This window comes from Xanthomonas sp. PPL134, from assembly GCF_040595915.1.
GTDB lineage: Bacteria > Pseudomonadota > Gammaproteobacteria > Xanthomonadales > Xanthomonadaceae > Xanthomonas_A > Xanthomonas_A indica.
In genome coordinates, this window is sequence record NZ_JAMDLL010000011.1 from 13943 (window position 1) to 37552 (window position 23610).

A 23610-nucleotide genomic window follows, 5' to 3' on the forward strand; every position below is an offset into this window, starting at 1 on the left:
CAGCCGCGACCAGGCATTACCGGTAAAGCCCAGTCGCGGCTGAAGCCGCTCCTACGGACAGCTAGGAACGCGCGGGATCCGGCACTAGAACGCCAGCCGCTGCGGTGCATCGCCACTGGCATCACCATCGGCGGTTCGCGCCTGCGCCAGCGTCGCCAGCTCCTCGGCCAGGCGCTGCGCGGCGGCGCGCAGTTCCGGCACCGCGGTGATCTCCCATAGCCCGCCGCGCAACAGCGGTCCCAGGCAATACAGGCCGGCGACCGGCTGGCCGCCGGCGTCGCGCACTCGCAGCCGCGGATCGACCACCACCCCCAGGCCCAGCGGATCGGCCTGCAGCAGGCCGGCCTCGCGCAGCGCCGCGACCAGCGGATGGCTGGTGCGGGCGACGTCGGTATCCAGCCCGGTGGCGCGGATCAGCACGTCGAACTGCTCGGTGCGCGCGCCGCGGTCGGCGCGGTCGCGGATCACCGCTTCCACGGCGTCCTCGCCCAGGCGCGCACGCAGCAGGCGCCCGGCGCGGATCCGCAACTGCCCCTGCTGCTGCATCTGCGCCAGCGCGGTGGCCGCAGCCGGCGCCAGGCGGTGCCGCGCCACCTCCCAGTACGGCCGCAGGTGGCGCAGGAAACGGGCGCGCGCCGCCGGCGCCAGGCCGCTCCAGAACGGCTGCAGGTGCGGACGCAGCGCATCCACCACGCAGCGCCAGTCCTCCACCACCGTGGTCAGCTGGCGCAGGCTGCGCACCAGGCCACGCAGGTCATGGCCCCGCAGCGCCTGCACCACGCTGGGCGGCAGGCTCACCGGCGCGCCCGGCTGCGGCAGGTGCGCCTGCGGCGCCAGCCCGCGCCGCGACAAGGCGGTGATCGCGCCGCGATGGCCGCGCCGGCGCAGGGTCAGGGCCACGTCGGCCATGGTCAGGCCGGTGCCGACCAGCAGCAGCCGCGCCTGCGGCGGCACCGTGTCGAGCACGCCGTCCTGCCACGGCCAGCCGATGTAGCGCCGGTGCACCGCCAGGCGCGGGCCGACGCCCGGCAATGCCGCCGGCGGCAACGCGCCGATCGCCAGCACCACCACGTCGCTGACGAAATCCTCGCCATTGGCCAGGAACACGCGGAAGCCCTGCGGATCGCGCTCCAATGCCACCGCCTCCTGCGCCAGCGGCACCACCTCGGTGGCCGACTCCGCCAGGGCGGCCGCCAGGTGCTGCTCCAGGTACTGGCCGTACTGCAGCCGCGGCAGGAAGGCCACGCCCTGCGCGGCATCCAGCTGCAGCGCCGCGGCGAACCCGCCCGGATCCTGCGGATCCACGCCCAGGTCCTTGGCGCGCACGTTCAACAAATGCTCCGGCCGCGCCGCGCCATAGGCGACGCCGCGGCCGAAGGTGTCGGCCATGCCGACCAGGGTGAGACGGCTGGCGGTCCCCTGCCGGGCCAGCGCCGCGGCCAGCACGTTGCCGCAGAATCCTGCGCCGATGATCGCAATTCGCATGGCACGCACCTTGGCCGCTCGGGGCATCCTTTGTGCCCCGGATGCGGCGCGCGGGTGTAAATCGCCGGTTAATGCGTGCGCTGCGCGGCATGGCGATCGGGCATCAGCACATGGGCGATGCCCATGAGCAGGTCTGCAGCGCCGAGCGCCCGCCCACTAGCGCGCTGGCGGGCGTTCCACCAGGCCGGGCGCATCGGCGATGAAGGTATCCAGCACGCCGTCGGCGACCTTGACCGGGCCGCCGAAGCGGGTCGCGCCGGGAATGGAGGGAATCGCCGCCGCCTGCGCGGCGAGCTGCCTCGCCGTGGCGAAGGCCTGCCCGGCTGCCGGATCGCCGGCCAGCGCCTGGTTCAGTCCGTCCACGCTCAGGCGCAGCGCGCGGCCCCATAGCGCGGTCGCGTCCAGCCACGGCGCCGCCTCGGCCACGAACGCGCCGGTCGCGGTGCCGGCGCGGATGCGCTGCGGTGCCGCCGCCAGGTCGTCGGCGGCGCGGCCCAGCGCGGCCAGCGCCGCGGTGCGGGCGGTCGGATCGCCGTCGGCCAGCGCGTCGCGGGCGGCGTCGATCAGCGCCTTGAGTCGCGGCGCCTGCGGCTGCCAGGGCAGATGGCCGAAGGTCGGCGCCAGGTGCTGGGTGTCGAAGAAGGTGAGCAGTGCGTCGGCCACCTGCGCATCGCCGCCGGCCAGGTCGCGCGCGGCCGCGCGCCAGGTCCGCGGCGCGTCGTAGCCGCGGTCGTTCCAGGCGAAGGCGAGCAGCCCGGCTACCGCCGGTCGGCTGGCCACTTCCTGGTTCATCGGGTTGGCCACGATGCCGCTCAATTCCGCCGACAGCCCGGCCTGGCGGCGATCGTACGGCGCCAGCAGCAGCCGCCCGGCGGTCTCGGCGAAATCGTTGACCGGGTAGTTGTCCCACAGCAGCGTCTTGCGTCCGAACGCCTTGGTCGCGTTCTTCGCATCGCTGACCGAGATCGACGCCGGGACCACGTCGGTGCCGGTCCACTGCACCACCACGCGCGGATCCAGCGCCTGCCGCAGCGTTGCCTTGTATGGGGACTCGGTGACGTTGAAGTACTCGGTCGGCACCATGATCAGCGCGCCGTGGCCGGCCGCGGCGATGTCCGCCTGCACCGCGTTGAGCAACTGCGCCTGCGCGGTGGCCGCGGCCTGTTCGCCGGCGGGGCCGAACGCGGCGGCGTCGCCGGGGCAGTTCCACTTGGTGTATTCGATGTCGTCGAAGGCGATGTAGAAGCTGCGCACGCCACGCGCGCGCAGCGCGGCGAACTTGCGCCGGATCGCCTGCAGGTCGGCCGCGTCGCTGTAGCAGATCGACGGCCCCGGCGAGAGCGCGTAGACGAAGTTGATGTGCTCGCGGTTGGCGACCGCGGCCAGCGTGCCCAGCGCCGCCAGCGTCGCCGCCGGGTATGGCGCGCGCCAGCGGTCGCGCGCGAAGGCGTCGTCCTTGGGGCTGTAGATGTAGGTGTTGGCCTTGAAGCGCGCCAGGAACGCCAGGTGCGCGGCACGCTCGGCCATGCTCCAGGGCTTGCCGTAGAAACCCTCGATCGTGCCGCGCACCGGCATCGCCGGCGCGTCGGTCACCGCCACCGAGGCGATGCGCCCGTGTGCGACCAGTTGCCGGAAGGTCTGCGCCGCGTGGTACAGGCCGTCGCCGTCGCGGCCGGCCAGCACGATCAGCGCGCCGCGGCCGCGGGCCACGCTGCCCAGCGCATAGCCCTCCGCGCGCTCCGGCACGTCCAGGTCGACGACGGCCAGCGCATCGCGCACCGGTGCCGCGTCGACCGTGCCGAGCACCACCGCCACCGCGTGCGGGTCGCGCGGCAGCGCGCTGGCGCGGCGGATGCGGGAGACCCCGGCCTCGCGCAGCACCGCACGCAACAGCGCGTCGGTGGCCGGATCGGGCGTGCCGGCCTGCACCAGCACCACCGACGGCCCCAGCGGCAGTTCCGGCCCGAGCAGACGCAGCGCGGTGGGTGCCGGGTACACCGCCGGCAGCGTCGCCGGCGCCGCCGCCAGCGCGGGCGTGGCGATCGCGCCGGCCAGCAGCGCCAGCGCCAGGATGGAGCGGCCAAGGCCGCCACGGCCAATTCGGTCGGTTCGCATGCGTCCACCCCTTGACTGGTATTTCAGTGATTTTGAAATGGTATATACCACCTCTCCGGGCGTGGCCGGGCATGGCCTCGGTGCCGCCATGTCCCTGCCCCATGCTGCGGCGACACTTGCATGGTCCGGCGCAAGATGCGACATAACCGCAGGCCGCGGCGCAGCGCGCGGTCCCACGCCGTCGAGGCCGGGCACATGCCCCCGCACGCCCGCTGCGGCCTGGCGGAAAAATCAAACGATTGTTTAAAACGCCCGCAACTTCGCCGAACTGGACAGCAATGCCGGCTTCGCGCAGACTGCCGCCCTTTCGGCTGCTTTGTTCCCGATGGCGCGACTGCTGCTGCTGCATGGCCCCAACCTCAACCTGCTCGGCACCCGCGAGCCGGGCGTGTACGGCCATGCCACCTTGGCGCAGATCGATGCCGCACTGCAGGCCCAGGCCAGCGCCGCCGGCCACCAGCTGGAGAGCCTGCAGTCCAACGCCGAGCACGTGCTGGTGGACCGGGTGCAGGCCGCGCGCGGCGACGGCACCGCCTTCATCCTGATCAACCCGGCCGCGTTCACCCATACCTCGGTGGCGCTGCGCGACGCGCTGGCGGCGGTGGCGATCCCGTTCATCGAGATCCACCTGTCCAACCCGCACGCCCGCGAACCGTTCCGCCACCACAGCTATTTCAGCGACCACGCGGTCGGCGTGGTCTGCGGCTTCGGCGCCGACAGCTACCGCTATGCGATGGACGCGGCGCTGACCCGTCTGGGAGCGGCCGCATGAGCCGCACCCGACCGGCGCCCTGCACCCCCGTCTGAGTCCCCGGGCCGCGCGCCCGGTCTTTTTCAAAAGTCACCTCACGAGGCCGTTATGGATCTCCGCAAAATCAAGAAACTGATCGACCTGCTGGAAGAATCGAATCTCGCCGAGATCGAGATCAAGGAAGGCGAGGAAAGCGTGCGCCTGGCGCGCACCCCCAAGGGCATGACCGCCAGCGCGCCGCAGTACGTGGCCGCCGCCCCCGCGGCCGCGCCGGCCGCCGCCGCGCCGATGCCGATGAGCTCGCCCACCGAGGCCTCCACCGGCGGCAGCGCCAAGCCCGGCAACGCCCTGCCCGAGGGCCACGTGCTGCGCGCACCGATGGTCGGCACCTTCTACACCTCGCCGGCGCCGGACAAGCCGGCCTTCGTCAGCGTCGGCCAGGCGGTCAAGGCCGGCGAGACCCTGGCGATCATCGAAGCGATGAAGATGTTCAACCCGATCGAAGCCGACGTCTCCGGCACCATCGTCGCGATCCTGGGCGAAAGCGGCCAGCCGGTGGAGTTCGACCAGCCGTTGTTTGTGATTGGCTGAGACGCCGGGAATCGGGAGTGGAGAATGGGGAATCGTCAAAGCGGCCGCACGAGCGGCTCGACGTCTGGCGTGACTCCATGGATCTGGTGGAAATGATCTACCGCCTCTCCGAGACGTTTCCGGCGACGGAACGTTTCGGGCTGACGGCGCAATTGCGCCGCGCAGCGGTCAGCATCCCAGCCAACATCGCCGAAGGCGCTGCACGCCGTTCCACTCCCGAATACCTGCGTTTTCTGTCGATCGCACGTGGCTCGCTGTCCGAGGCCAGCACGCATCTGCAGATCGCGCGTCGGCTCGACTACATCTCCGACATCGCGGCACTCGACGGATTGATCGATACGATCTTCGCCAAACTGACCGCATTGATGAATGTTCTGAGCAAGCGCGGAGACTGACGATGCACGCCGTCCTCCATTCCCGATTCTCCATTCCCAATTCCCGGCCATCCCATGCTCGATAAAGTCGTCATCGCCAATCGCGGCGAAATCGCGCTGCGCATCCTGCGCGCGTGCCATACGCTCGGCATCCGCACGGTCGCGGTGCATTCCACCGTGGACCGCAACCTCAAGCACGTGGCCATGGCCGACGAGTCGGTGTGCATCGGCCCGGCACCCTCGTCGGAGAGCTACCTCAACATCCCGGCGCTGATCGCCGCGGCCGAGGTCACCGACGCCCAGGCCATCCACCCCGGCTACGGCTTCCTGTCGGAGAACGCCGACTTCGCCGAGCGCGTGGAGCAGTCCGGCTTCATCTTCATCGGGCCCAAGGCCGACACCATCCGCCTGATGGGCGACAAGGTCGAGGCGATCCGCGCGATGAAGGCCGCCGGCGTGCCGTGCGTGCCTGGCTCGGGCGGCCCGCTGGGCGAGGACATCGTCGCCAACACCAAGATCGCCCGCGAGATCGGCTACCCGGTGATCATCAAGGCCGCCGGCGGCGGCGGTGGCCGCGGCATGCGCGTGGTGCATTCGGAGGCCGCGCTGAAAGCCGCGATCGAGACCACCAAGTCCGAAGCCAAGGCTGCCTTCAGCAACGACCAGGTGTACATGGAGAAGTTCCTGGAGAATCCGCGCCACGTGGAGATCCAGGTGCTGGCCGACGGCCAGGGCGGCGCCATCCACCTGGGCGAGCGCGACTGCTCGATGCAGCGCCGCCACCAGAAGGTGGTGGAGGAAGCGCCGGCGCCGGGCATCACCGAGGAACTGCGCAACGAGATCGGCAAGGTCTGCGTGGACGCCTGCATCCGCATCGGCTACCGCGGCGCCGGCACCTTCGAGTTCCTGTTCGAGAACGGGCGCTTCTATTTCATCGAAATGAACACGCGCATCCAGGTGGAGCACCCGGTCACCGAGCGCATCACCGGCATCGACCTGGTCTGCGAGCAGCTGCGCATCGCCGCCGGACACAAGCTCAGCATCAAGCAGAAGGACATCGTCCTGCGCGGCCATGCGATCGAGTGCCGCATCAACGCCGAGGACCCGGAAACCTTCATGCCCAACCCGGGCCTGATCACCGGCTTCCATCCGCCCGGCGGCCCCGGCGTGCGCGTGGACACGCACATCTACAGCGGCTACAAGGTGCCGCCGAACTACGACTCGATGATCGGTAAGCTGATCGTGCACGGCCCCGACCGCGAGACCGCGATCGCGCGCATGCGCGTGGCGCTGAGCGAGATGGTGGTGGACGGCATCAAGACCAACATCCCGCTGCAGCAGCGGATCATGCGCGACAAGGGCTTCCAGGCCGGCGGCCAGAACATCCACTACCTGGAAAAGCGCCTGGCCGAACGCAAGAACAAGTCGATCGCGCTGTAGGAACGGCCGGGATTCGGGCTTCGCAAGGCGGAGCCCGGGTCCTGCTCCCGGCCTGGCGACGGCCGCGAGCGCGGCCGGAGCGCCGTCAATCGGTCGCCGATGTGCGTCGACGGGATCCCTGCGGAGATCGCACCTCCCCTGCGCGCGTCGTCCCAGGCGCTTCGCCACCCACGACGCACGCGTCGCCGCGGCCTCTGGCCTCAGCGCCTGGCATAGCGGCTGGGCGGTTCGCCGACCTGGCGGCTGAAGGCCACGCTGAAGCTGCTGGTGGAGCCGTAGCCGACGCGTTGCGCCACCGCGGCCACGGTCATTGCGTCGCGCCGCAGCAGGTCCTTGGCCAGTTGCATGCGCCAGGCCAGCACGTACTCCATCGGCGCCACGCCGACGGTGCGGGTGAAGCGCTCGAAGAAGGTCGAGCGCGACAGCGCCGCCACCCGGGCCAGTTCGCTGACGGTCCAGGCATGGTCGACGCGGGCGTGGATCTGCTTGAGCGCCATCGCCAGCCGCTCGTCGCCCAGCCCGCGCAGCAGGCCCGGCGGCGCCGTGCCCACGCTGGTCCAGCGCATGGCCTCGACCAGCAGCATCTCCACCAGCCGCGACAGCATGTAGTCGCTGCCCGGTTTCCGGTCGTGGTACTCCTCGCCCACCATCTGCACCAGGTGCATCAGGCGACCCGCGCCCCGCACGTGGACCACCGTCGGCAACAGCGCGGCCAGCAGCCCGGCATTGGCGCTGTCGAACAGGAAGGCACCGCCCAAGGCCAGCATGTCCGGCGCACCGCCCTGCTCGCCGTGGCGGAGCTCGCCCTGCCCGCCCGGGACGACCTGCGGATCGATGAACACTGGCGGTGCCGGCAGGACGCCGGAGAGGGTGAATGCCGGCGTGGCCGGCAACAGCACGAAATCGCCTGCCGCGATCGCGATCGGCGGGTGTCCGTCGACCGCCAGCACCGCACTGCCTTCCAGGACGATGCAGAACCCCGGTTGCCCGTACGCCGCATAGCGCACCGCCCAGCGGCCCTTGCCGCTGATCAGGTTGGCGAACACCGCCTGTGGGTGGAGCAAGCGCACGACATCGGAAAGCGGATCGGACATTCGGACGATCGCGAAACAAAAAAGGATTCTGCATTATCGATCATCCGGATCGCCCGGCCTATCGTGTCCTCCCGCGTCCACGCACTCCTGGAGAACCCCATGAAGACCGTCCTGATCACAGGCTGCTCCTCCGGCTACGGCCTGGAGACCGCGCGCCATTTCCTGGCGCAAGGCTGGAACGTCGTCGCCAGCATGCGCCAGCCGCAGCCGGATCTGCTGCCGGCATCGCCGCAGTTGCGGCTGCTGGCGCTGGATGTGACCGACGCCGGCAGCATCGCGCGGGCGCTGGCGGCCGCCGGTCCGATCGACGCGCTGGTCAACAACGCCGGAATCGGCCTGTTCGGTGCGTTCGAAGCCACCCCCATGGTCACCGTGCGCGAGGTGTTCGAGACCAATACCTTCGGCATGATGGCGCTGTGCCAGGCGGTGATTCCGCAGTTCCGCCAGCGCCGCGCCGGCGTCATCGTCAACGTGACCTCCAGCGCCACGCTGGCGCCCTTCCCGCTGGTGGCGGCGTACACGGCCAGCAAGACCGCGATTGCGGGCTTCACCGCGTCGCTGGCGCACGAACTCGAGGCGTTCGATCTCCGGGTCAAGCTGGTGGAACCCGGCTACGGCCCGTCCACCCGATTCGCCGCCAATGGCCAGCAGCGCATGCAGGGGCTGGTCCCGGATGCCTACGCGCCCTTCGCCAGCGAGGTGTTTGCCCGCCTGGGCCAACCGGCGGCGGTGACCACGCCCGGCGACGTCGCCCAGGCGATCTGGGACGCCGCCAACGACGCCAGCGACCGCCTGCACTACCCCGCCGGCGCCGATGCCCTGGCACTGTCCGCGCGGCCCGACCCCCAGCCGGCGCCCGCCACGGAGCGCTGATCTCCCAACCGCGAAGACCTCACAGGACCCGGGAATCCGCTCTTGCGACTCCCCATTCCCGATTTCCCACTCCCGGCTACTTCCCCTGCTGCGTCCCCACCACCGGCTCCACGCCCAGGCTCGAGGTCGGGCTGACGATCATCACCGTCTCGGTGGAGCCGTCCGGCCAGACGATCTGGAAGGTGCTGCCCGGGGCCAGGGTGGAGAACGGCATGCCGCTGTTGGCGCGGTAGATCGCCGCCACCTGCGCGGCGCCGGCGCGGCGCACGTCCGGCGTGGAGTGCGCCGTGGTCAGTTCGACCTTGGACAGGCCGCGGTAGCGCTGCTCGGCGGTGTCGATCAACAACAGGCCCGCCGCCGCCGCCGAATAGGCGACGAAGGCGAGGACCCAGAACCAGAATTTGGCGCCGTGCAGCCATCGCCGGTAATTCATGAGCCTGCTCCCGTGCTGTCCACCAGTCGGTTGACCATGTCGTTCATCGTGTCCGTGCCTTGCCGCGGGACCGCGGCGTCGTAAACAAAGCTGCTGAAATCCTGGGTGGGATCGCGCGAGCAGATCCCGCCGTTGGCGCAATAGCGGGTCATCAACTCGCTGTCCGGGCCGCAATCCAACCCCAGCCTGCAGGCGGCCAACTGCCAGGCCAATTCGGAAAACTGGGTGCCGGCCACGCGGCCGTCCAGGCCGTCGTCGCCGCTGGCGGCCAGGCCCATCGCCGGGGCCAGCGCCACGTAGGCATCGGGATCGCCGGAGGCCCGCACCCGCGCCACCAGATCGCGCTTGTACTCGGCGCCGGCGTGCAATGGCTGGCCCAACGCCAGCAGCGCCGCTTCGGCGGCCAGGTTGCCGCCGCGCGCGGCCTGCACGCGCTGGGCGACGATAGTCTGCCGGGTCAGGCCGTCGCCGGGCACGAACCCGGCGCAGCGGCGGCCGACGCGGGCACGCGCCTGCACCATCTGCGCCGAGGTCGGCAGGCGCGCGTCGGCGATCGCGCGGGTGTCGGCGCCATAGCCGATCGGGTCCATCGCATAGCCGGCGCAATAGTCGTAGATGCGGCTGAGCCGCCAGGAAGCCTCGGGGTCGCCGTGCGCGGCGGCGATCGACAGCTGCTGCGCGGCACGGTAGAGATCGGCGCCGCGTTCGCCCTCGGTCTCGCCACGCAGGCGCGTCGGCGTCGACGCCGGCAGCGGCGCGCTGGCCGGCGCGGCGGGCGCAGGAGCGGCACCGGCCGCCACCGCGGTCGTCGGCACGGCCGCGGCCGGCGCCACCGGCAAGGACAGCGCGCGATACGCGACCACGCCCAGCAACAGCGCGGCGGGCGCCAGCAACAGCCAGGTTGGACGGGACACGACGGGCATGCGCGAGAGAGCCGGACAACGGGCAGAAGCGCAGCCGGACCCCCTGTCGCCCGGCCGCTGCGAGCCGACAGTCTACCCCAGGCCGCGGCCACGGCATGCGCCAAATGCCTGTGGCGGCGGCGGCGCCCGGACGAACGGCACGCTGCGCCGGCAAGGCGGCCTCCAGCGCGAGGTCCGCCGCCCGTCTAAGATGCGCGCTTCCCCTCCTTTCCCCACCGACCGATGCCGTTCCTCGAACTGACCCTGCGCTGCACCGACGCCACCCAGCCCCGCTACGAAACTGCGCTGGAGGACGTCGGCGCGCTGGCGGTGACCCTGCTCGATGCCGATGCCGACACCAGCAACGAACGCGCGATCCTGGAACCGGGCGTGGGCGAGACCCCGCTGTGGGGCACGCTGGTGCTGAGCGCGCTGTTCCCCGAGGACCAGGACGCGCTGGTGCTGCTGGCCGCGCTGGAGGCGTTCGACCCCGGGCTGGACTGGGCCCAGGTCACTTTCCGCAAGGTCGACGACCAGGACTGGGAACGGGCCTGGCTGGACCAGTTCCAGCCGATGCGCTTCGGTGCGCGCACCTTCATCGTGCCGTGGAACCACGACCTGCCGGAGGACGCCAGCGGCGCCGACGCCGCGGTGGTGCGCCTGGATCCGGGCCTGGCGTTCGGCTCCGGCACCCACCCGACCACCGCGCTGTGCCTGCGCTGGCTGGACGCGCTGGCCACCGAGGGCGTCCTGACGCAGGCGCGCGTGCTCGATTTCGGCTGCGGTTCGGGGATCCTGGCACTGGCCGCGCTGAAGCTGGGCGCCGCCGCCGCGGTGGGCGTGGACAACGACCCGCAGGCGCTGCTGGCCAGCCACGACAACGCCGAGCGCAATGCGGTCGGCGAGCGCCTGGCGGTGTACCTGCCCGCCGACGAACCGGCCGCCACCTATCCGGTGGTGGTGGCCAACATCCTGGCCTCGGCGCTGGATGCGCTAGCGCCGACCCTGGCCGCGCGCGTGGCCCCGGGCGGGCGCATCGCCCTGTCCGGCATCCTGCACGGCCAGGAACAGGAACTGCTGCAGCGCTACGCGCCGTGGTTCACGCAACTGCGCACCGAACAGGACGGCGACTGGATGCGCATCGACGGCGTGCGCCGCGACTGAACCGCGGGCGCGACCACGCCCGGCAGCACCGGGTGCGGCATTCGCCAAGCCAGAGCGCGGCCCGCGCTGAAGCGGGCCCACCGCAATGAAGCAAAGACAGTATCGCTAACATTTCAACGACGGACAGCGCTACGAACCAACCGTGGCGGCCGGCGCGGCTATATCTCGCCTCCCCTGCGGAGGTGCGTGTGAACAGCAAGCTGTACGAACGGGTGCGCGAAGCGCGCAAGCTCACCGGCCTCACCCAGGAGGCCCTGGCGCTGGACCTGGGCGTGACCCGCAGCGCGGTGGCGCAGTGGGAAATGGCCGAGGGCACCGCGCCGGCCGTGGAGCACCTGATCGCCCTGGCCCGCCGCAGCGGGCTGAGCTTCGAATACCTGGCCACCGGCCGCGGCGAGCGCGTGTTCGGCGAACCGATCGCGGTGGACGCCGCCGCCATCGGCGAACTGCGCAACCAATACCAGTTCACCGACCAGCACCTGCGCTTGCTGGAACGCTTCGAAAGTCTGAGTCCGCGCCAGCGCGCCGGCCTGCTGGACCTGCTCGATCCCCGCAAGCCGCAGCGCTGAGCACGCCGCGGCGGATCGCCAAGCCGGCCGCGTCAGCAGGCCCGGGCGATGGCGGCGCGGATCTTCTGCGCATGCCCCGGCTGGAGGCGGTGTCTCCCCATGGCGCGTTTGGCCATGCGCTCCGACAACGACAAGTGCTGTGGCGTGCTAGCGCATGGGCATGGAGGCTCGTCGAGCCTCGTGACGGCGCTTGCTCCGGCCCTGTCCCGTCCTGGAAGGCCGCAGCCCGTCCGCCGTGCGCTGCAGATCCCGCCGGCGCATGCTTGAATACGGCTCTCCCGTCGTCGCCGTCGCGCATGCCCGATCGCACTCCGCCCCGCCCCAGCCTCGCCACCTTGCTGCGTCAGCCCGATCCGTCCGCCACACAGGACGAGACGCCGGTCGCGCCGGCGGCGGGCGACGCTGCGTCGGCACCCGCGGCGCCGCTGACCGATACCGCAGCGCCGCCCGTGGCGCCGAGCGTCTCGCCCGCGTCTGCGAACGCGACGCCGGTCGAGCACGACATCGACACGCACCACGCCACGCCTGACACGGACGACCTGGAGGCGACGGACCCCATGCCCGCACCGGTCCCCGCCACGACCGCGGCCACCGCGACCGCCAGCCCCGCTGCCGCACCCGTTGCCGCACCGAGCTTCCTGCACGGCCCGCGCGGGCGGCGCCCGGTGCTGCGCGCTGCACCGTGGCAGTGGATCGCGCTGGTCGGGCTGGGCCTGCTGCTGGCGTTGCAGATCCTCATCGCCGATCGCCAGCGCCTGGGCGCCGACCCGCGCTGGCGGCCATGGGTGGCCGGGGTCTGCCAGGTCCTGCGCTGCAGCGTGCCGGCCTGGCGCGAGCCGGCCGCCTTCACCATGCTCAGCCGCGAAGTGCGGCCGCTGCCCGGCCAGGCCGGCACCCTGCAGGTGCAGGCGACCTTCCGCAACGACGCACGCTGGGCGCAGGCCTGGCCGCTGCTGCAGTTGTCGCTGGCCGACGCCGACGGCCGCACCATCGGCAGCCGCGTGCTGCGCCCGCAGGAGTACCTGGGCCGCGCGCGTCCGGACAGCGCCACCCTGGCGCCGGGACAGAGCGCACAGATCGCGTTCCAGGTGCGCGAACCGGCGGCCGAGACTGCGGCATTCAGTTTCGATTTCCACTGAGAACGCTGCGTTCGGGCACTCCGCCATGGCAGCGGCGCAGGCCACGCGCTAGACTCGTCCCCCCGCGCCGGCCCTCCTGCCGTCCGGTGCCGCTGTCATCCGGGGATCCGTCGAACTTGAACGCCGCCACCACTCGTCCTGACTCCAGTCGCGGCGCGCCGAAGCCGCCGCTGCGCGAACACGTGGCGCAATCGGTCCGCCGCTACCTGCGCGACCTCGACGGCTGCGACGCCGACGACGTGTACGAGATCGTGCTGCGCGAGATGGAGATCCCGTTGTTCGTGGAAGTGCTCAACCATTGCGAAGGCAACCAGAGCCGCGCCGCCGCGCTGCTGGGCATCCACCGCGCCACCCTGCGCAAGAAGCTCAAGGAATACGGGCTGGCCTGAGTGAGGCCGGGATTGGGGAATCGGGAATCGGGAATCGGGAATCGGGAATCGGGAATCGGGAACCCAGCGTGCTGTCCTGCATGACGTGACTGTCAAGCAATCCGATACGGAGCGTGTAGCGCCTGCACATCGCCCGCGTAGGAGCGGCTTCAGCCGCGACGCCCGAAACCTACCCAGGCGATCGAACGCACTACCGCAGCGAAGAAACACCGAACGCCGAAACGCGCGCATCGCGACTGTGGGAGGGGCTTCAGCCCCGACGCGACATCGTCTAAAGATGCGGGTGCGGAAGCCATGCTGTCCTCCTGCGCGATCAGCCGCAATGCGCTCTCGGCAAAGCATCGCGGCTGAAGCCGCTCCTACGCCCGCACCGGCGCACACGCGCACCACGCGCCGCTCCAACCAATCCCCCATCCCGCCATCCCCACTCCCCGCCCCTCACACCCATCCATAGCGGATCAGGTGGAAGAACACCGGCGCCGCAAAACACACCGAATCCAGTCGATCGAGCACGCCGCCGTGGCCTTCGATCATGTGGCCCCAGTCCTTGATGCCGCGGTCGCGCTTGATCGCCGACATCACCAGGCCGCCGAAGAAACCCATCAGGTTGGCCACCAGCGCCAGCGCGAATGCCTGCAGCGGCGAGAACGGGGTGATCCACCACAGCGCCGCACCGAGCAGGCTGGCCGAGAGGATGCCGCCGACGAAGCCTTCCACGGTCTTGGACGGCGACAGCTTGGGCGCGATCAGATGCCGGCCCAGCAGCTTGCCCCAGACGTACTGCAGCACGTCCGAGGACTGCACCACGATCACCAGGAACGCGAACAGCAGCAGGTTGCGGTCCTCGTAGCCGGGGATGCGCAGGTTCAGCAGCGCGGGCACGTGCGAGATGCAGAACACGCAGATCATCAGCCCCCACTGCACCTTGGCCGTGCGCTCCAGGTAGCGCGTGGTATCGCCACCGATGGTCGCCAGGATCGGCAGCACCAGGAACGCGTAGACCGGGATCAGCAGCGTGTACAGGCCGTACCAGTCGCTCCACACCAGCCAGTACTGCCACGGCAGCACCACGTAGAACGCGGCCAGCAGCGCGTAGTAGTCGCCGCGCCGGGTCGGGGTGAGGGTGATGAACTCGCGCAGCGCGAACAGCGACACCAGCGCGAACAGCACGATCACGCCGAGCCGGCCGAAGGCGAACGCCAGCGCCACCACCCCGGCCATCACCCACCAGGCGCGAATCCGCGCCACCAGGTTGTCCAGCACCGCGCTGGGCCGCCCGCGTGCGCGCCAGCGCAAGGTCTCGGCGATCAGCGTGGCCACGATCAGCACCGTGGCGATGCCCAGGAACAGCCACACCGTCTGTTGTCGCAGCGAGGATTGCTGCAGGTGGTCGCTCAGCGCGATCGGATTCATCGGGCCGCCTCCGCCTGCTCCGGCGCCAACGCCAACAAGGCGGCACGCGCGCGATCGAGGAAGGCCTGCTTGTCCTCGCCGGCGCCCAGCCGCAGCGGTTCGCCGAAGGTGGTGGTGCACAGCAGCGGCAGCGGCAGCCACATGCCCTTGGGCATCACCCGCTTGAGGTTGTCGATCCACACCGGCACGAACTCCAGTTCCGGACGCTGCCGCGCCAGGTGATAGAGCCCGCTCTTGAACGGCAGCAGGCCGTCCTCGGTGTTGCGCGTGCCTTCCGGGAACAGGATCAGCGAGCCGCCGGCGTCCACCGCCTCGCACAGGCAGTCGATCGGATCGCGCGTGCGCTGCGCGGCCTCGCGCTCGATCAGCACGCCGTTGAATACGGCGTGGATCAGGTAGCGGCGCAGTGCGTCGCGCTGCCAATAGTCGGCCGCCGCCACCGGCCGCACCTCGCGCCGCAGCGGCGCCGGCAGCGACGACCAGATCAGCACGAAATCGCCATGGCTGGCATGGTTGCCGTAGTACACGCGGCGTTCGCTGGACGGCATGCAGCCGCGCCACAGCGCACGCGCGCCGGTGAGCAGGCGGATCGCGGCGCTGCAGCCGCGGGCGATCAGGCGGGCGATCATTTCCACTCCAGTTCGCGCACGATGGCGCGCACGCGGATCACGATGGTGAGGGCGGCAGCGGCGATCAGCAGCGCCAGCGCCACGGCAAGGAGCATGCGGGCCAGCGTGGCGTGCTGCAGCAGCAACGACGCGGCCGCCAACAGCGCGGCCAACGACAGCCAATGCATGCGCTGCACGCGCGCCATCGGCCCCTGCAGCGGTTCGCGCACCGCGCAGGCCAGGCCGAGCATGCGTACGTAGGCGGTGCCCACGCACAGCAAGGCGGCGGCCCAGCCCAGTTCCGCGCCGATGCCCAGCACCGGCTGCAGGCCGTAGCCCACGCCCAGGCACACCGCCACGTCCGACAACCGGTCCGGCGCCTCGTTGTACACCGCACCGGCACGGCCGATCATCTGCGCTTGCTGCGCCAGTAAGCCGTCCAGGCGGTTGCACAGCAGCCGCGCCTGCAGCGCCAGCGCCGCCAGCACCAGCAGCGCAGCGGCGTTGGCCGGCGGCTCGCGCCAGGCCAGGGCGAACATCAGCGCAGCCAGCACCGCGCACGCCAGCCCGCTCCAGGACACACCGTTGGGCGTGGCCCCGCGCGCGCGCAACGCCAGCGCCAGGCGCGCACGCCACTGCGCGCGCCGCACCTGCCAGCTCGAACCGGCCATCAGTCGCCGCCTCCACACCCGCCGCAGCCACCACCGCCGCAACTGCTGCCGCCGCCATCGCTGCTGCCAGCGCCACAGCTACTGCAGCTCGTCGTTGAACAACGGCCGCCACGGCCGTTGGGCCCCGGTGCGCGCAAGGCGTGGTAGTCGGCCCAGGGCGTGGTCATCAGCACGCTGGTGCCGGCCAGGGCCAGCGGCAGCGCCAGGTGCGAACCGGGCGCCAGCGAGGGCGCGGCGACGCCGTCGCGCCAGGCCGCATCGCGCTCGGCCAACAGGGCGTCACCGGCGACGCTGCGCCGCGGCGGCGTGAGCAGGAAGCCGAGCGCAACGACCGCGACCACCACCATCGCTGCCACCAGGAAGCCGATCGGGCGCTGCAGTTGCAGGCCGATACGCAGCTTCAGCAGCCCCAAAGTCCACAGCGCCAGCAACGGTACGGCGCCGAACAGGCGCGCGCACAACGCCTGTCCATGGCCCAGCCACAGCCCCTTGTCGACCAGCGCCCGGCGCAGCGGCGCGGCGTCGCGCTGCAACGCGGCCAGTGCCGGCTGCAGGTACGGATGCGCGTGCACGATCGCCAGCGCGCGCTGCGACGATGGTGGTGCCGCGACACCGGTGAGCCGCAGCCGCGCGTGGCGGCGCACATGCGGTTCGGCCTGCAGGCGCACCGCACCGGCCGCCAGCAGCAAGGCCAGTTGTTGATCGGCGACGCGCTCGCTGCCACCGGCCAGGTAGGCCAGTTCGGTGGCGTCCAGTGGCGTATCGAGCGCCGCGCCTGGCAGTGCGCGCACCGCCAGGCGCAGACGCGCGCCCAGACTCCAGGCCAGGCCGATGCCGGCCAGGAACAGCAGCAGGAACGGCGGTCCCGGCCAGTGCAGCGGCGAAAGCGGGCCGTGGCGCTGCCATAGCACCGCGAACAACAGCGCCACGCCCAGCATCCAGCCCCACAGGGCGATGCCGCCGCGCGCGGTCGCGGTGTCGCGCGTGCTTGCCTGGCGCATTGCCGGCGCGAGCGGCGGCGTGCCGGCCGGTGCCGGCCAGCACGCCGCCGGCGGTTCGCCGAAGTAGTGCCGGTAGTGCGACAGGGTGGCCGCGTACTGGGCCTGGAAGCGCGCGGCGTCGGCCGGGTCGCCGCGCCCGGGATGGTGGTGCAGCGTACGGCGCAGGACCTGTGGACAGAACCGCTGCCAGTACTCGCGGGTATCGGTGAGATGGGCATGCCAGGCCTGGTCGACCAGCGGACTTGGCGTGATCTCCTCGCCGGCGACGCAGGCCAGGAAGCAGAAGCGCCGGTACTCCTCGACCAGGTGCGCGGCCAGCGCCAGCGACACGCCGGCCTCCTCGGCGACGCGGCGCTCGAACGCCGGCAACGCCGTCTCGCCCTCACCGAAGCCATCGGCCTGCAGACGCTGCCACAGCGCCGCGTGATCGGGATCCACCGCGGCCGGCCGCAGCGGCGTGGGCGTTCGCGTCATCGCATCGCCTCCCAGCCGGCCGGGGCCATGCACAGCGCCAACACCAAGGCGAGCGCCTGCAAGGCGAAGCACAGCACCTGCCGCCGCAACAGGCGGCGCATGCCCTGCCAACGCGCCAGCCAGTCGCGCGGCGGCGGCAGCGTGCGCAGCAGGCCCAACCGCTGCAGCGCCGCGTCCAGGTCGGCACCGGCGCGCGCTGGGTCGGCCTCGGCCAGCACCGCCTCGAGCAGATCCGCATCCAACCCGACCCGTGCCGCCCAGTAGCGCTGCAGCAGGCCGGCCAACACCGAGCCTCCGCACAACGCCGCGGCGAGCATGGCGCCGGTGCCGGCATACCAGGCGCCCAGCAACAGGACCGTCGCCAGCAACACCCGCGACAGCCGATCCAACGGCGCGCCCTGGCGCAGCACCGCCGCCATCGTGCGCAATTCCAGCGGCGTGCTCATGCCGGCAGTTCCTGCGCCTGCAGCGACGCCGGCGGCGCGGTGCAGGCGGCGGCGATGGCGGCACGCTGCGCCGGTCCCAGCACGATCCGCGGCGCGCGCGCTCGCAACAGCGCCAGCGCCTCGTCCACGCTGGTGGCGCGGCCACTGCGCAGCAGCCAGGTGGCGACCGCGGCCGCGCTGCGCGAATAGCCCAGCGCGCAGCAGGCCAGTACCTGGCCGTGCGCGCGCGCCGCTTCGATCGCGTCGGCGGCCATGCGCAAGGCTGCGGCCGGCGGCGCCACCAGGTCCAGCATCGGCACCACGCGGTCGTGCGCCTGCGCCTCGCGCAACGACAGTTCCGCACTGACATCGACCACCACGGCGAAGCGTGCGCGCTCGCCACGGCCGGGTAGGCGCCCGAGCCAGACGCCGTCGGCGATCGCGCGCGGCGCCGGATCGCGCCAGGTCCAGGCGCGCGAGTTGAGCCACGCAGCGGCGAGGTACGGCGCGTACAGCCAGCGCGCGGCCAGGCTCAGCTGGCCGTCGGCGCGCTTCTGCAGGCCGAGCGGGCCGAGCAGCGCGTAACTGAGCGCCACCAGCAGCAGCGACAGCGCCGGCCACAACAGCCACCAGCCGGCACCCCCGAGCGCGCGTGCAGCGGCCGCGCAGGCCGCGCTGCCGAGCAGGTACAACGCGGCCAGGCGCCAGCGCCGCGGATCGCGCGCCGGCGCCGCGGCCCGCCACGGCGCGGCGATGCGCTCCGGCCACAGCCACACGCACAGCCAGCCGGCGGCCAGGCCGGTGGGCACGTCGAGGAAGTGGTGCTGGTAGGTGGTCAGCACCGACAGCCCGATCAGCGCGAACCAGCCGTGCAGGGCCCACCTCGCCAGCCCGCGCAGGTGCTGCGCATAGCGCACCCACAGCACCACCAGCAGCACGATGTGCAGCGACGGCGCCTGGTTGAACGGCTTGTCGAAGCCGAGCAGCACTGCGAACAGCCAGCCGAACACGCCTTCGGTCGGCGGCCGCTCGAAGCTGAAGCGCAGCGGCCACAGCAGGAAGCAGGCCACCGCCAGCAGCTGCGCGGTGAGCAGGCGCCGTGCATGCGTGTCCAGTTCGGCGCGCGTGCGGCAGACGAAGAACGAGGCCGCGTAGAACAGGTCGATCGACCAGTACGGGACGATGCTCCACGGCCAGAACGGGATGTGGGTTTCCCAGGCGAACGGCAGCGACGGCACCTCGGCGCGGCGCGCGGCCAGGGTGTTGGCCAGGCCGTAGCTGAGGAAGAAGAACGGCCCCAGCAGCGCCAGCCAGGCCAGCGCACGCCGCCACGGCCGCGTGGCCGCAACGCTCATGGCGCGATCCGCTGCGCCAGCGACACGGTGAAGATGCCCCAGTCGTCGATGCGCTGCTCCAGCTTGCGGAAGCCGGCCGCGCGCACCAGTTCGTCCATCTCCTGCTGGGTGCGCCGGCGCATCACCCAGGCCGCGCCGCCGCGGTGGCTGGTCAGCGCGCGGGCGATGAACTCCAACTGCGGATGCCAGGGCTGGCCGGTGTAGGCCAGGTAACCGCCCGGCGCCACCGCCGCGGCCACGCCCTGCAGCGATCGCAGCACCTGGTCGTTGTCCGGGAACAGCTCGTACAGGCCCGACACCACCGCCAGCGTCGGCCGCGGCTGCAACGCCGCCAACGCGTCGCGGTCGAAGGCGTCGCCCTGCTCGAAGCGGGCAATGTCGGCGGCGCCGAGCGCGGCAATCAGCGCGCGGCCCTGCTCCACGTTCAACGGGCTGAAATCGCGCAACAGGATCGCGTCGGCGCGCTGGCTGCCGCCGGCCAGCGCTTCCAGCACGTAGCGGCCGTGGCCGGCGGCGATGTCCAGCGCGCGCACCGGCAGGCCGGCGGCGCGCAGCCGCTGCATCGCCAGGCCCAGCAGTTCGTGCAGATGCTGGCGGCGCACGCGGATGCCGCGCCAGCCGATCGCATCCAGGTAGTTGCGGTCGATCATCCGCCCCAACGGGCCGCGCCCGGCGGCCTGGTCGCGGTAGATGTAGTCCAGCGTGCTGCCGGAATCGAAGCCGGTCTGCAGGCCCAGGGCGATGCCCTCGGACAGCCGCCCGCCCAGGCGCAGCCCGGCACGCACGCCGCGCCAGCGCAGGTCCTGCAGGCTGTAGCGCTGCGGCGGCCAGGCCAGGCGCTCGGCTTCCTCGAAGGTCGGCCCGCGCCGGTGCGCCTGGCGCAGGCTGGGCAGCGCCGGCGCCTCGGCGAAGCGCGCGCGCACGAAGCGGCGGATCTGCGCCAGCGCCGGCGCGCGGTCGCGCTCGCCCAGGGTGTCGTGGAAGAAGCCGGGCAGCAGGTGACGCTCCTTCACCGGCGAGGACAAACGCTCGTAGAAGCGGTCCTGCGGCCCGCGGTGCACCACGAAATCGCTGCCGGACACCAGCAACTGCACCGGCACGGTGATCGCCTGCGCATCGCCGACCACGCGGTCCGCCGCCGCATACAGGCCCAGCAACACCCGCACCGAGATCGGCCGGGTGATCAGCGGATCGGTGCGGTAGCTCTCGACCCGCGCCGGGTCGTGGGTCAGCCACTGCGGCTTGACGTAGCTGTTGACGAAAAAGTTGCCGCGCAGCTTCCGCAGCAAGGCCAGCCCGGGCCGTGCGAACGGCACGTACAGCTTGACCTTGAACGCCGGCGAGGCCAGCACCAGCGCGCGCAGCGGCGGCGCGTAGTCGTGCACCCAGGTGCTGGCGATCACCGCGCCCACGCTCTGCGCCACCACCACGATGTCCTGCACGGCGATGCCGTGGACCTCGCCGATGTGCGCGACGAAACGGTCCAGGTCGCGCACCAGCGCCGGGAAGCCGGGCGCGTCGCCGCGCGCACCGGGCGAGCGGCCATTGCCGCGCGCATCCCACGCGAACAGCGCGCAGTCGTCCAGGCCCAGTTCCTCGGCCAGGTGCATGACCCGCCCGGAATGTTCGTGGCCGCGGTGCAGCAGCAGCACCGCCCGCGACGGCGCCGCCGGCGCGGTGGCCGGCCAGTGCCGGTAGAACAGCCGTGTGCCGTCGAAACTGGCGAATTCGCTTTCGTTGACCTGCCGCATCCGTTGCCGATGTCCTGTCTGCCGTGAATCCCTGTGCCCTGCAGCCGCGCCGGCCGCCCCCCACTCACGCGCGCGTGGCCGCCTCGCGCAATCCGGCGGCGACCCGACGCACCACGGTCGCCACGCACAATAGCGCCGTGGCCATGGCGACCCCAGTCACCGTCGCCGCCCCGATCCAGCCGCCGGCCAGCAGCAGCCCCAGCAGGCCGACGACGAAGGCACGATCGCTCTTGCCCATCGGCCCATCGTAGCGGCGACTGGCGCCGACCATCAGCCCGAGCACGCCGGCATATTCGGTCATCGCGGCAGTCAGCGCCATCAGCCACAGCCAGCCGGCGCCAACGCCGGGCACGCCGAGCAGGCTCAGGTACAGTGCCGCATCGGCGACCACGTCGCTCAGTTCGTTGAGGTAGGCGCCCAGCCGCGACTGCTGGCCGAACTCGCGCGCCAGCATGCCGTCCACCGCGTTCAAGGCCATCCGCAGCAGCATCCACAGCGGCAGCAACGCGTACCACAGCGGCTGCGTGGCGCCTTGCGCGTAGACCACCGCGGCGACCAGCAACGACAGCAGCGCCGCGGCCACGGTCACCTGGTTGGCGGTGACGCCGCGCCGGTATAACACGCGCACGCCCGGCCGCAGCAGATCCTGGAAACGTCCTTTGAGGGCATAGATCGACACGCGCGTGGTCCTGACGGCGAGGGCGGGGCGGCGACAGCCTAATGCATCGCCGCGGCGGCGCGCGCGATGGCGCGCGTGCAGCCCGACAACCCGCTGACCCACGCGGGCGTCGCCAGCGACGGCCCACCCCGTGCGCCGCATCGACACGCGGCAGGGTGCCCCGCGCTGCGAATCGGCACATGCGCACGACCACCGCACCCCGGCGCGATCGCCTGGAGCGCGCTGCCGCAGGCACGATCGGCGGGCCGGGCGCGCGCCCCGGCCGGGCGTCGGCGGGCCTCAGCGCCTACAATGGCGGCCCGTTCCGCTGCCCCCGCCCTGCCCCATGTCCTCCGATTTCCTGCCCGTGCGCCGGGCGCTGCTGTCCGTTTCCGACAAGACCGGCCTGATCGACCTGGCCCGCGCGCTGGCCGCGCGCAACGTCGAGCTGCTGTCCACCGGCGGCACCGCCAAGGCGCTGCGCGAGGCCGGGCTGGCGGTGAAGGACGTGTCCGAGCTGACCGGCTTCCCGGAGATGATGGACGGCCGGGTCAAGACCCTGCATCCGCTGGTGCACGGCGGCCTGCTCGGCCGCGCCGGCACCGACGATGCGGTGATGGCCGAGCACGGCATCGCCGCGATCGACCTGCTGGTGCTCAACCTGTATCCGTTCGAGCGGGTCACCGCCGATGCCAACTGCACGCTTGACGTGGCGGTGGAGAACATCGACATCGGCGGCCCGGCGATGCTGCGTTCGGCGGCCAAGAACTTCGCCCGCGTGGCCGTGGCGACCGATCCGGCGCAGTACGCCGAGCTGCTGGCCGAGCTGGAGGCCAACGACGGCCGCCTGTCGGCGGGCAAGCGCTTCGCCCTGGCCGTGGCCGCGTTCAACCGCGTCGCCCAGTACGACGCGGCGATCAGCAACTACCTGTCCGCGGTCACCGCCAGCGACGCCGCGGTGCCGGTGCGCAGCGCATTCCCGGCGCAGATGAACTCCAGCTTCGTCAAGGTGATGGAACTGCGCTACGGCGAGAACCCGCACCAGCAGGCCGCGTTCTACCGCGACCTCCACCCCACGCCCGGCACCCTGGCCACCTTCACCCAGTTGCAGGGCAAGGAGCTGTCCTACAACAACATCGCCGACAGCGATGCGGCCTGGGAATGCGTGCGCCAGTTCGACGCGCCGGCCTGCGTCATCGTCAAGCACGCCAACCCGTGCGGCGTGGCGGTCGGCGCCGGCTGCGGCGACGCCTACGAACTGGCCTACGCCACCGACCCGACCAGCGCCTTCGGCGGCATCATCGCCTTCAACCGCACGCTGGATGCGGCCACCGCCAAGGTCATCCTGGACCGCCAGTTCGTCGAGGTGCTGATCGCCCCCGACTACGATGACGCCGCGCTGGAGTACGCCAAGAAGAAGGCCAACGTGCGCGTGCTGCGCATCCCCGCCGGCGACGGCGCCTACGGCATCGACAGCAAGCGCGTCGGCTCCGGCATCCTGCTGCAGACCAGCGACGCCCACGTGGTCCCGCGCGATGCGCTGAAGGTGGTGACCCGCCTGGCGCCGACCGAGGCGCAGTTCGCCGACCTGCTGTTCGCCTGGAAGGTGGCCAAGTACGTCAAGTCCAACGCCATCGTCTACGCCAAGGACCACCGCACCATCGGCGTGGGCGCCGGGCAGATGAGCCGGGTGTATTCGGCGCGCATCGCCGGCATCAAGGCCACCGATGCCGGCCTGGCCGTGGAAGGCTCGGTGATGGCCTCCGATGCGTTCTTCCCGTTCCGCGACGGCATCGACGCCGCCGCCGCGGCCGGCATCAAGGCGGTGATCCAGCCCGGCGGTTCGATGCGCGACGCCGAGGTCATCGCCGCGGCCGACGAGCACGGCATCGCCATGGTGTTCACCGGCGTGCGCCACTTCCGGCACTGAGTCCC

23 protein-coding genes are annotated in these 23610 nt (G+C 71.7%); 10 read left to right on the plus strand and 13 right to left on the minus strand.

The genetic code is table 11. The annotated features are described in order from the left end of the window. Positions 1-84: 84 nt before the first annotated feature. Complete coding sequence (locus M3U25_RS16770) at positions 85-1485, minus strand: FAD/NAD(P)-binding protein (protein WP_355502746.1); 1401 nt, start codon at positions 1483-1485, stop codon at positions 85-87. 156 nt (positions 1486-1641) lie between these two features. Continuing rightward, on the minus strand, positions 1642-3600 hold the full coding sequence (locus tag M3U25_RS16775; RefSeq protein ID WP_355502743.1) for a beta-N-acetylglucosaminidase domain-containing protein: 1959 nt from the start codon (positions 3598-3600) through the stop codon (positions 1642-1644). A gap of 325 nt (positions 3601-3925) precedes the next feature. Between M3U25_RS16775 and aroQ the strand changes: the two genes are divergently transcribed. From aroQ to accC, 4 genes are all read left to right on the plus strand, one after another. Continuing rightward, complete coding sequence (aroQ, locus tag M3U25_RS16780; protein WP_355502740.1) at positions 3926-4372, plus strand: type II 3-dehydroquinate dehydratase; 447 nt, start codon at positions 3926-3928, stop codon at positions 4370-4372. 87 nt (positions 4373-4459) lie between these two features. Then, complete coding sequence (accB, locus tag M3U25_RS16785; RefSeq protein WP_148827977.1) at positions 4460-4942, plus strand: acetyl-CoA carboxylase biotin carboxyl carrier protein; 483 nt, start codon at positions 4460-4462, stop codon at positions 4940-4942. A 17-nt stretch (positions 4943-4959) separates the two neighbouring features. Further along, on the plus strand, positions 4960-5337 hold the full coding sequence (locus tag M3U25_RS16790) for a four helix bundle protein (RefSeq protein WP_242160232.1): 378 nt from the start codon (positions 4960-4962) through the stop codon (positions 5335-5337). Positions 5338-5391: 54 nt separating this feature from the next. Further along, entirely contained in the window at positions 5392-6756 is a 1365-nt protein-coding gene (gene accC / locus M3U25_RS16795; RefSeq protein WP_010343850.1) for an acetyl-CoA carboxylase biotin carboxylase subunit, read from the plus strand. Positions 6757-6956: 200 nt separating this feature from the next. On the opposite strand, the gene M3U25_RS16800 is transcribed toward accC, so the two are convergent. Continuing rightward, positions 6957-7850: an AraC family transcriptional regulator gene (locus tag M3U25_RS16800; protein ID WP_355502733.1), complete on the minus strand. Its 894-nt coding sequence runs from the start codon at positions 7848-7850 to the stop codon at positions 6957-6959. 99 nt (positions 7851-7949) lie between these two features. Here M3U25_RS16800 and M3U25_RS16805 point away from each other — a divergent pair, with 99 nt between their 5' ends. Further along, positions 7950-8723 (plus strand): SDR family oxidoreductase, encoded by a 774-nt coding sequence (locus M3U25_RS16805; protein ID WP_355502730.1) that lies wholly within the window; start codon positions 7950-7952, stop codon positions 8721-8723. A gap of 76 nt (positions 8724-8799) precedes the next feature. Here M3U25_RS16805 and M3U25_RS16810 read toward each other — a convergent pair whose 3' ends face one another. Both M3U25_RS16810 and M3U25_RS16815 read right to left on the minus strand, forming a co-directional pair. Beyond that, positions 8800-9156 carry a hypothetical protein gene (locus M3U25_RS16810; RefSeq protein WP_242084645.1) on the minus strand — a complete coding sequence of 119 codons (357 nt, stop codon included), beginning with the start codon at positions 9154-9156 and terminating at the stop codon, positions 8800-8802. After that, entirely contained in the window at positions 9153-10079 is a 927-nt protein-coding gene (locus M3U25_RS16815; protein WP_355502726.1) for a hypothetical protein, read from the minus strand. Before M3U25_RS16815 ends, M3U25_RS16810 begins: the two co-directional genes overlap by 4 nt. A 222-nt stretch (positions 10080-10301) precedes the next feature. On the opposite strand from M3U25_RS16815, the gene prmA reads away from it, so the two are divergent. From prmA to fis, 4 genes are all read left to right on the plus strand, one after another. Continuing rightward, positions 10302-11222, plus strand: a complete 921-nt coding sequence (gene prmA, locus M3U25_RS16820; protein ID WP_242160228.1) for a 50S ribosomal protein L11 methyltransferase — start codon at positions 10302-10304, stop codon at positions 11220-11222. 188 nt (positions 11223-11410) lie between these two features. Continuing rightward, positions 11411-11791 (plus strand): helix-turn-helix domain-containing protein, encoded by a 381-nt coding sequence (locus M3U25_RS16825; RefSeq protein WP_242160227.1) that lies wholly within the window; start codon positions 11411-11413, stop codon positions 11789-11791. Between the two features lie 296 nt (positions 11792-12087). Continuing rightward, the gene (locus tag M3U25_RS16830; RefSeq protein ID WP_355502721.1) at positions 12088-12930 is read left to right on the plus strand and encodes a DUF3426 domain-containing protein; all 843 of its coding nucleotides are present in this window, start codon (positions 12088-12090) and stop codon (positions 12928-12930) included. 116 nt (positions 12931-13046) lie between these two features. Then, complete coding sequence (fis, locus tag M3U25_RS16835; protein WP_010343856.1) at positions 13047-13319, plus strand: DNA-binding transcriptional regulator Fis; 273 nt, start codon at positions 13047-13049, stop codon at positions 13317-13319. 438 nt (positions 13320-13757) lie between these two features. Here the strand turns inward: fis and M3U25_RS16840 are convergent, their stop codons facing one another. The 8 genes from M3U25_RS16840 to M3U25_RS16875 form a co-directional block, all read right to left on the minus strand. Then, the gene (locus tag M3U25_RS16840) at positions 13758-14732 is read right to left on the minus strand and encodes a phosphatidate cytidylyltransferase (RefSeq protein ID WP_160946161.1); all 975 of its coding nucleotides are present in this window, start codon (positions 14730-14732) and stop codon (positions 13758-13760) included. After that, entirely contained in the window at positions 14729-15361 is a 633-nt protein-coding gene (locus M3U25_RS16845) for a lysophospholipid acyltransferase family protein (RefSeq protein WP_160946160.1), read from the minus strand. The genes M3U25_RS16840 and M3U25_RS16845 overlap by 4 nt, the downstream gene beginning before the upstream one ends. Then, a complete protein-coding gene (locus M3U25_RS16850) occupies positions 15358-16011 on the minus strand; it encodes a CDP-alcohol phosphatidyltransferase family protein (protein WP_355502716.1) in 654 nt (217 codons plus the stop codon). Before M3U25_RS16850 ends, M3U25_RS16845 begins: the two co-directional genes overlap by 4 nt. After that, the gene (locus M3U25_RS16855) at positions 16011-17486 is read right to left on the minus strand and encodes a TIGR04222 domain-containing membrane protein (RefSeq protein ID WP_355502713.1); all 1476 of its coding nucleotides are present in this window, start codon (positions 17484-17486) and stop codon (positions 16011-16013) included. The genes M3U25_RS16850 and M3U25_RS16855 overlap by 1 nt, the downstream gene beginning before the upstream one ends. Further along, positions 17483-17932, minus strand: a complete 450-nt coding sequence (locus M3U25_RS16860) for a hypothetical protein (RefSeq protein ID WP_355502710.1) — start codon at positions 17930-17932, stop codon at positions 17483-17485. Before M3U25_RS16860 ends, M3U25_RS16855 begins: the two co-directional genes overlap by 4 nt. Then, positions 17929-19266: a phosphatase PAP2/dual specificity phosphatase family protein gene (locus tag M3U25_RS16865; RefSeq protein WP_355502707.1), complete on the minus strand. Its 1338-nt coding sequence runs from the start codon at positions 19264-19266 to the stop codon at positions 17929-17931. The genes M3U25_RS16860 and M3U25_RS16865 overlap by 4 nt, the downstream gene beginning before the upstream one ends. After that, entirely contained in the window at positions 19263-21017 is a 1755-nt protein-coding gene (locus M3U25_RS16870; RefSeq protein ID WP_355502704.1) for a bifunctional alpha/beta hydrolase/class I SAM-dependent methyltransferase, read from the minus strand. The genes M3U25_RS16865 and M3U25_RS16870 overlap by 4 nt, the downstream gene beginning before the upstream one ends. Positions 21018-21081: 64 nt before the next feature. Continuing rightward, complete coding sequence (locus tag M3U25_RS16875) at positions 21082-21696, minus strand: CDP-alcohol phosphatidyltransferase family protein (protein ID WP_355502701.1); 615 nt, start codon at positions 21694-21696, stop codon at positions 21082-21084. A 325-nt stretch (positions 21697-22021) separates the two neighbouring features. Between M3U25_RS16875 and purH the strand changes: the two genes are divergently transcribed. Beyond that, on the plus strand, positions 22022-23605 hold the full coding sequence (gene purH / locus M3U25_RS16880; protein WP_355502698.1) for a bifunctional phosphoribosylaminoimidazolecarboxamide formyltransferase/IMP cyclohydrolase: 1584 nt from the start codon (positions 22022-22024) through the stop codon (positions 23603-23605). Positions 23606-23610 lie beyond the last annotated feature (5 nt).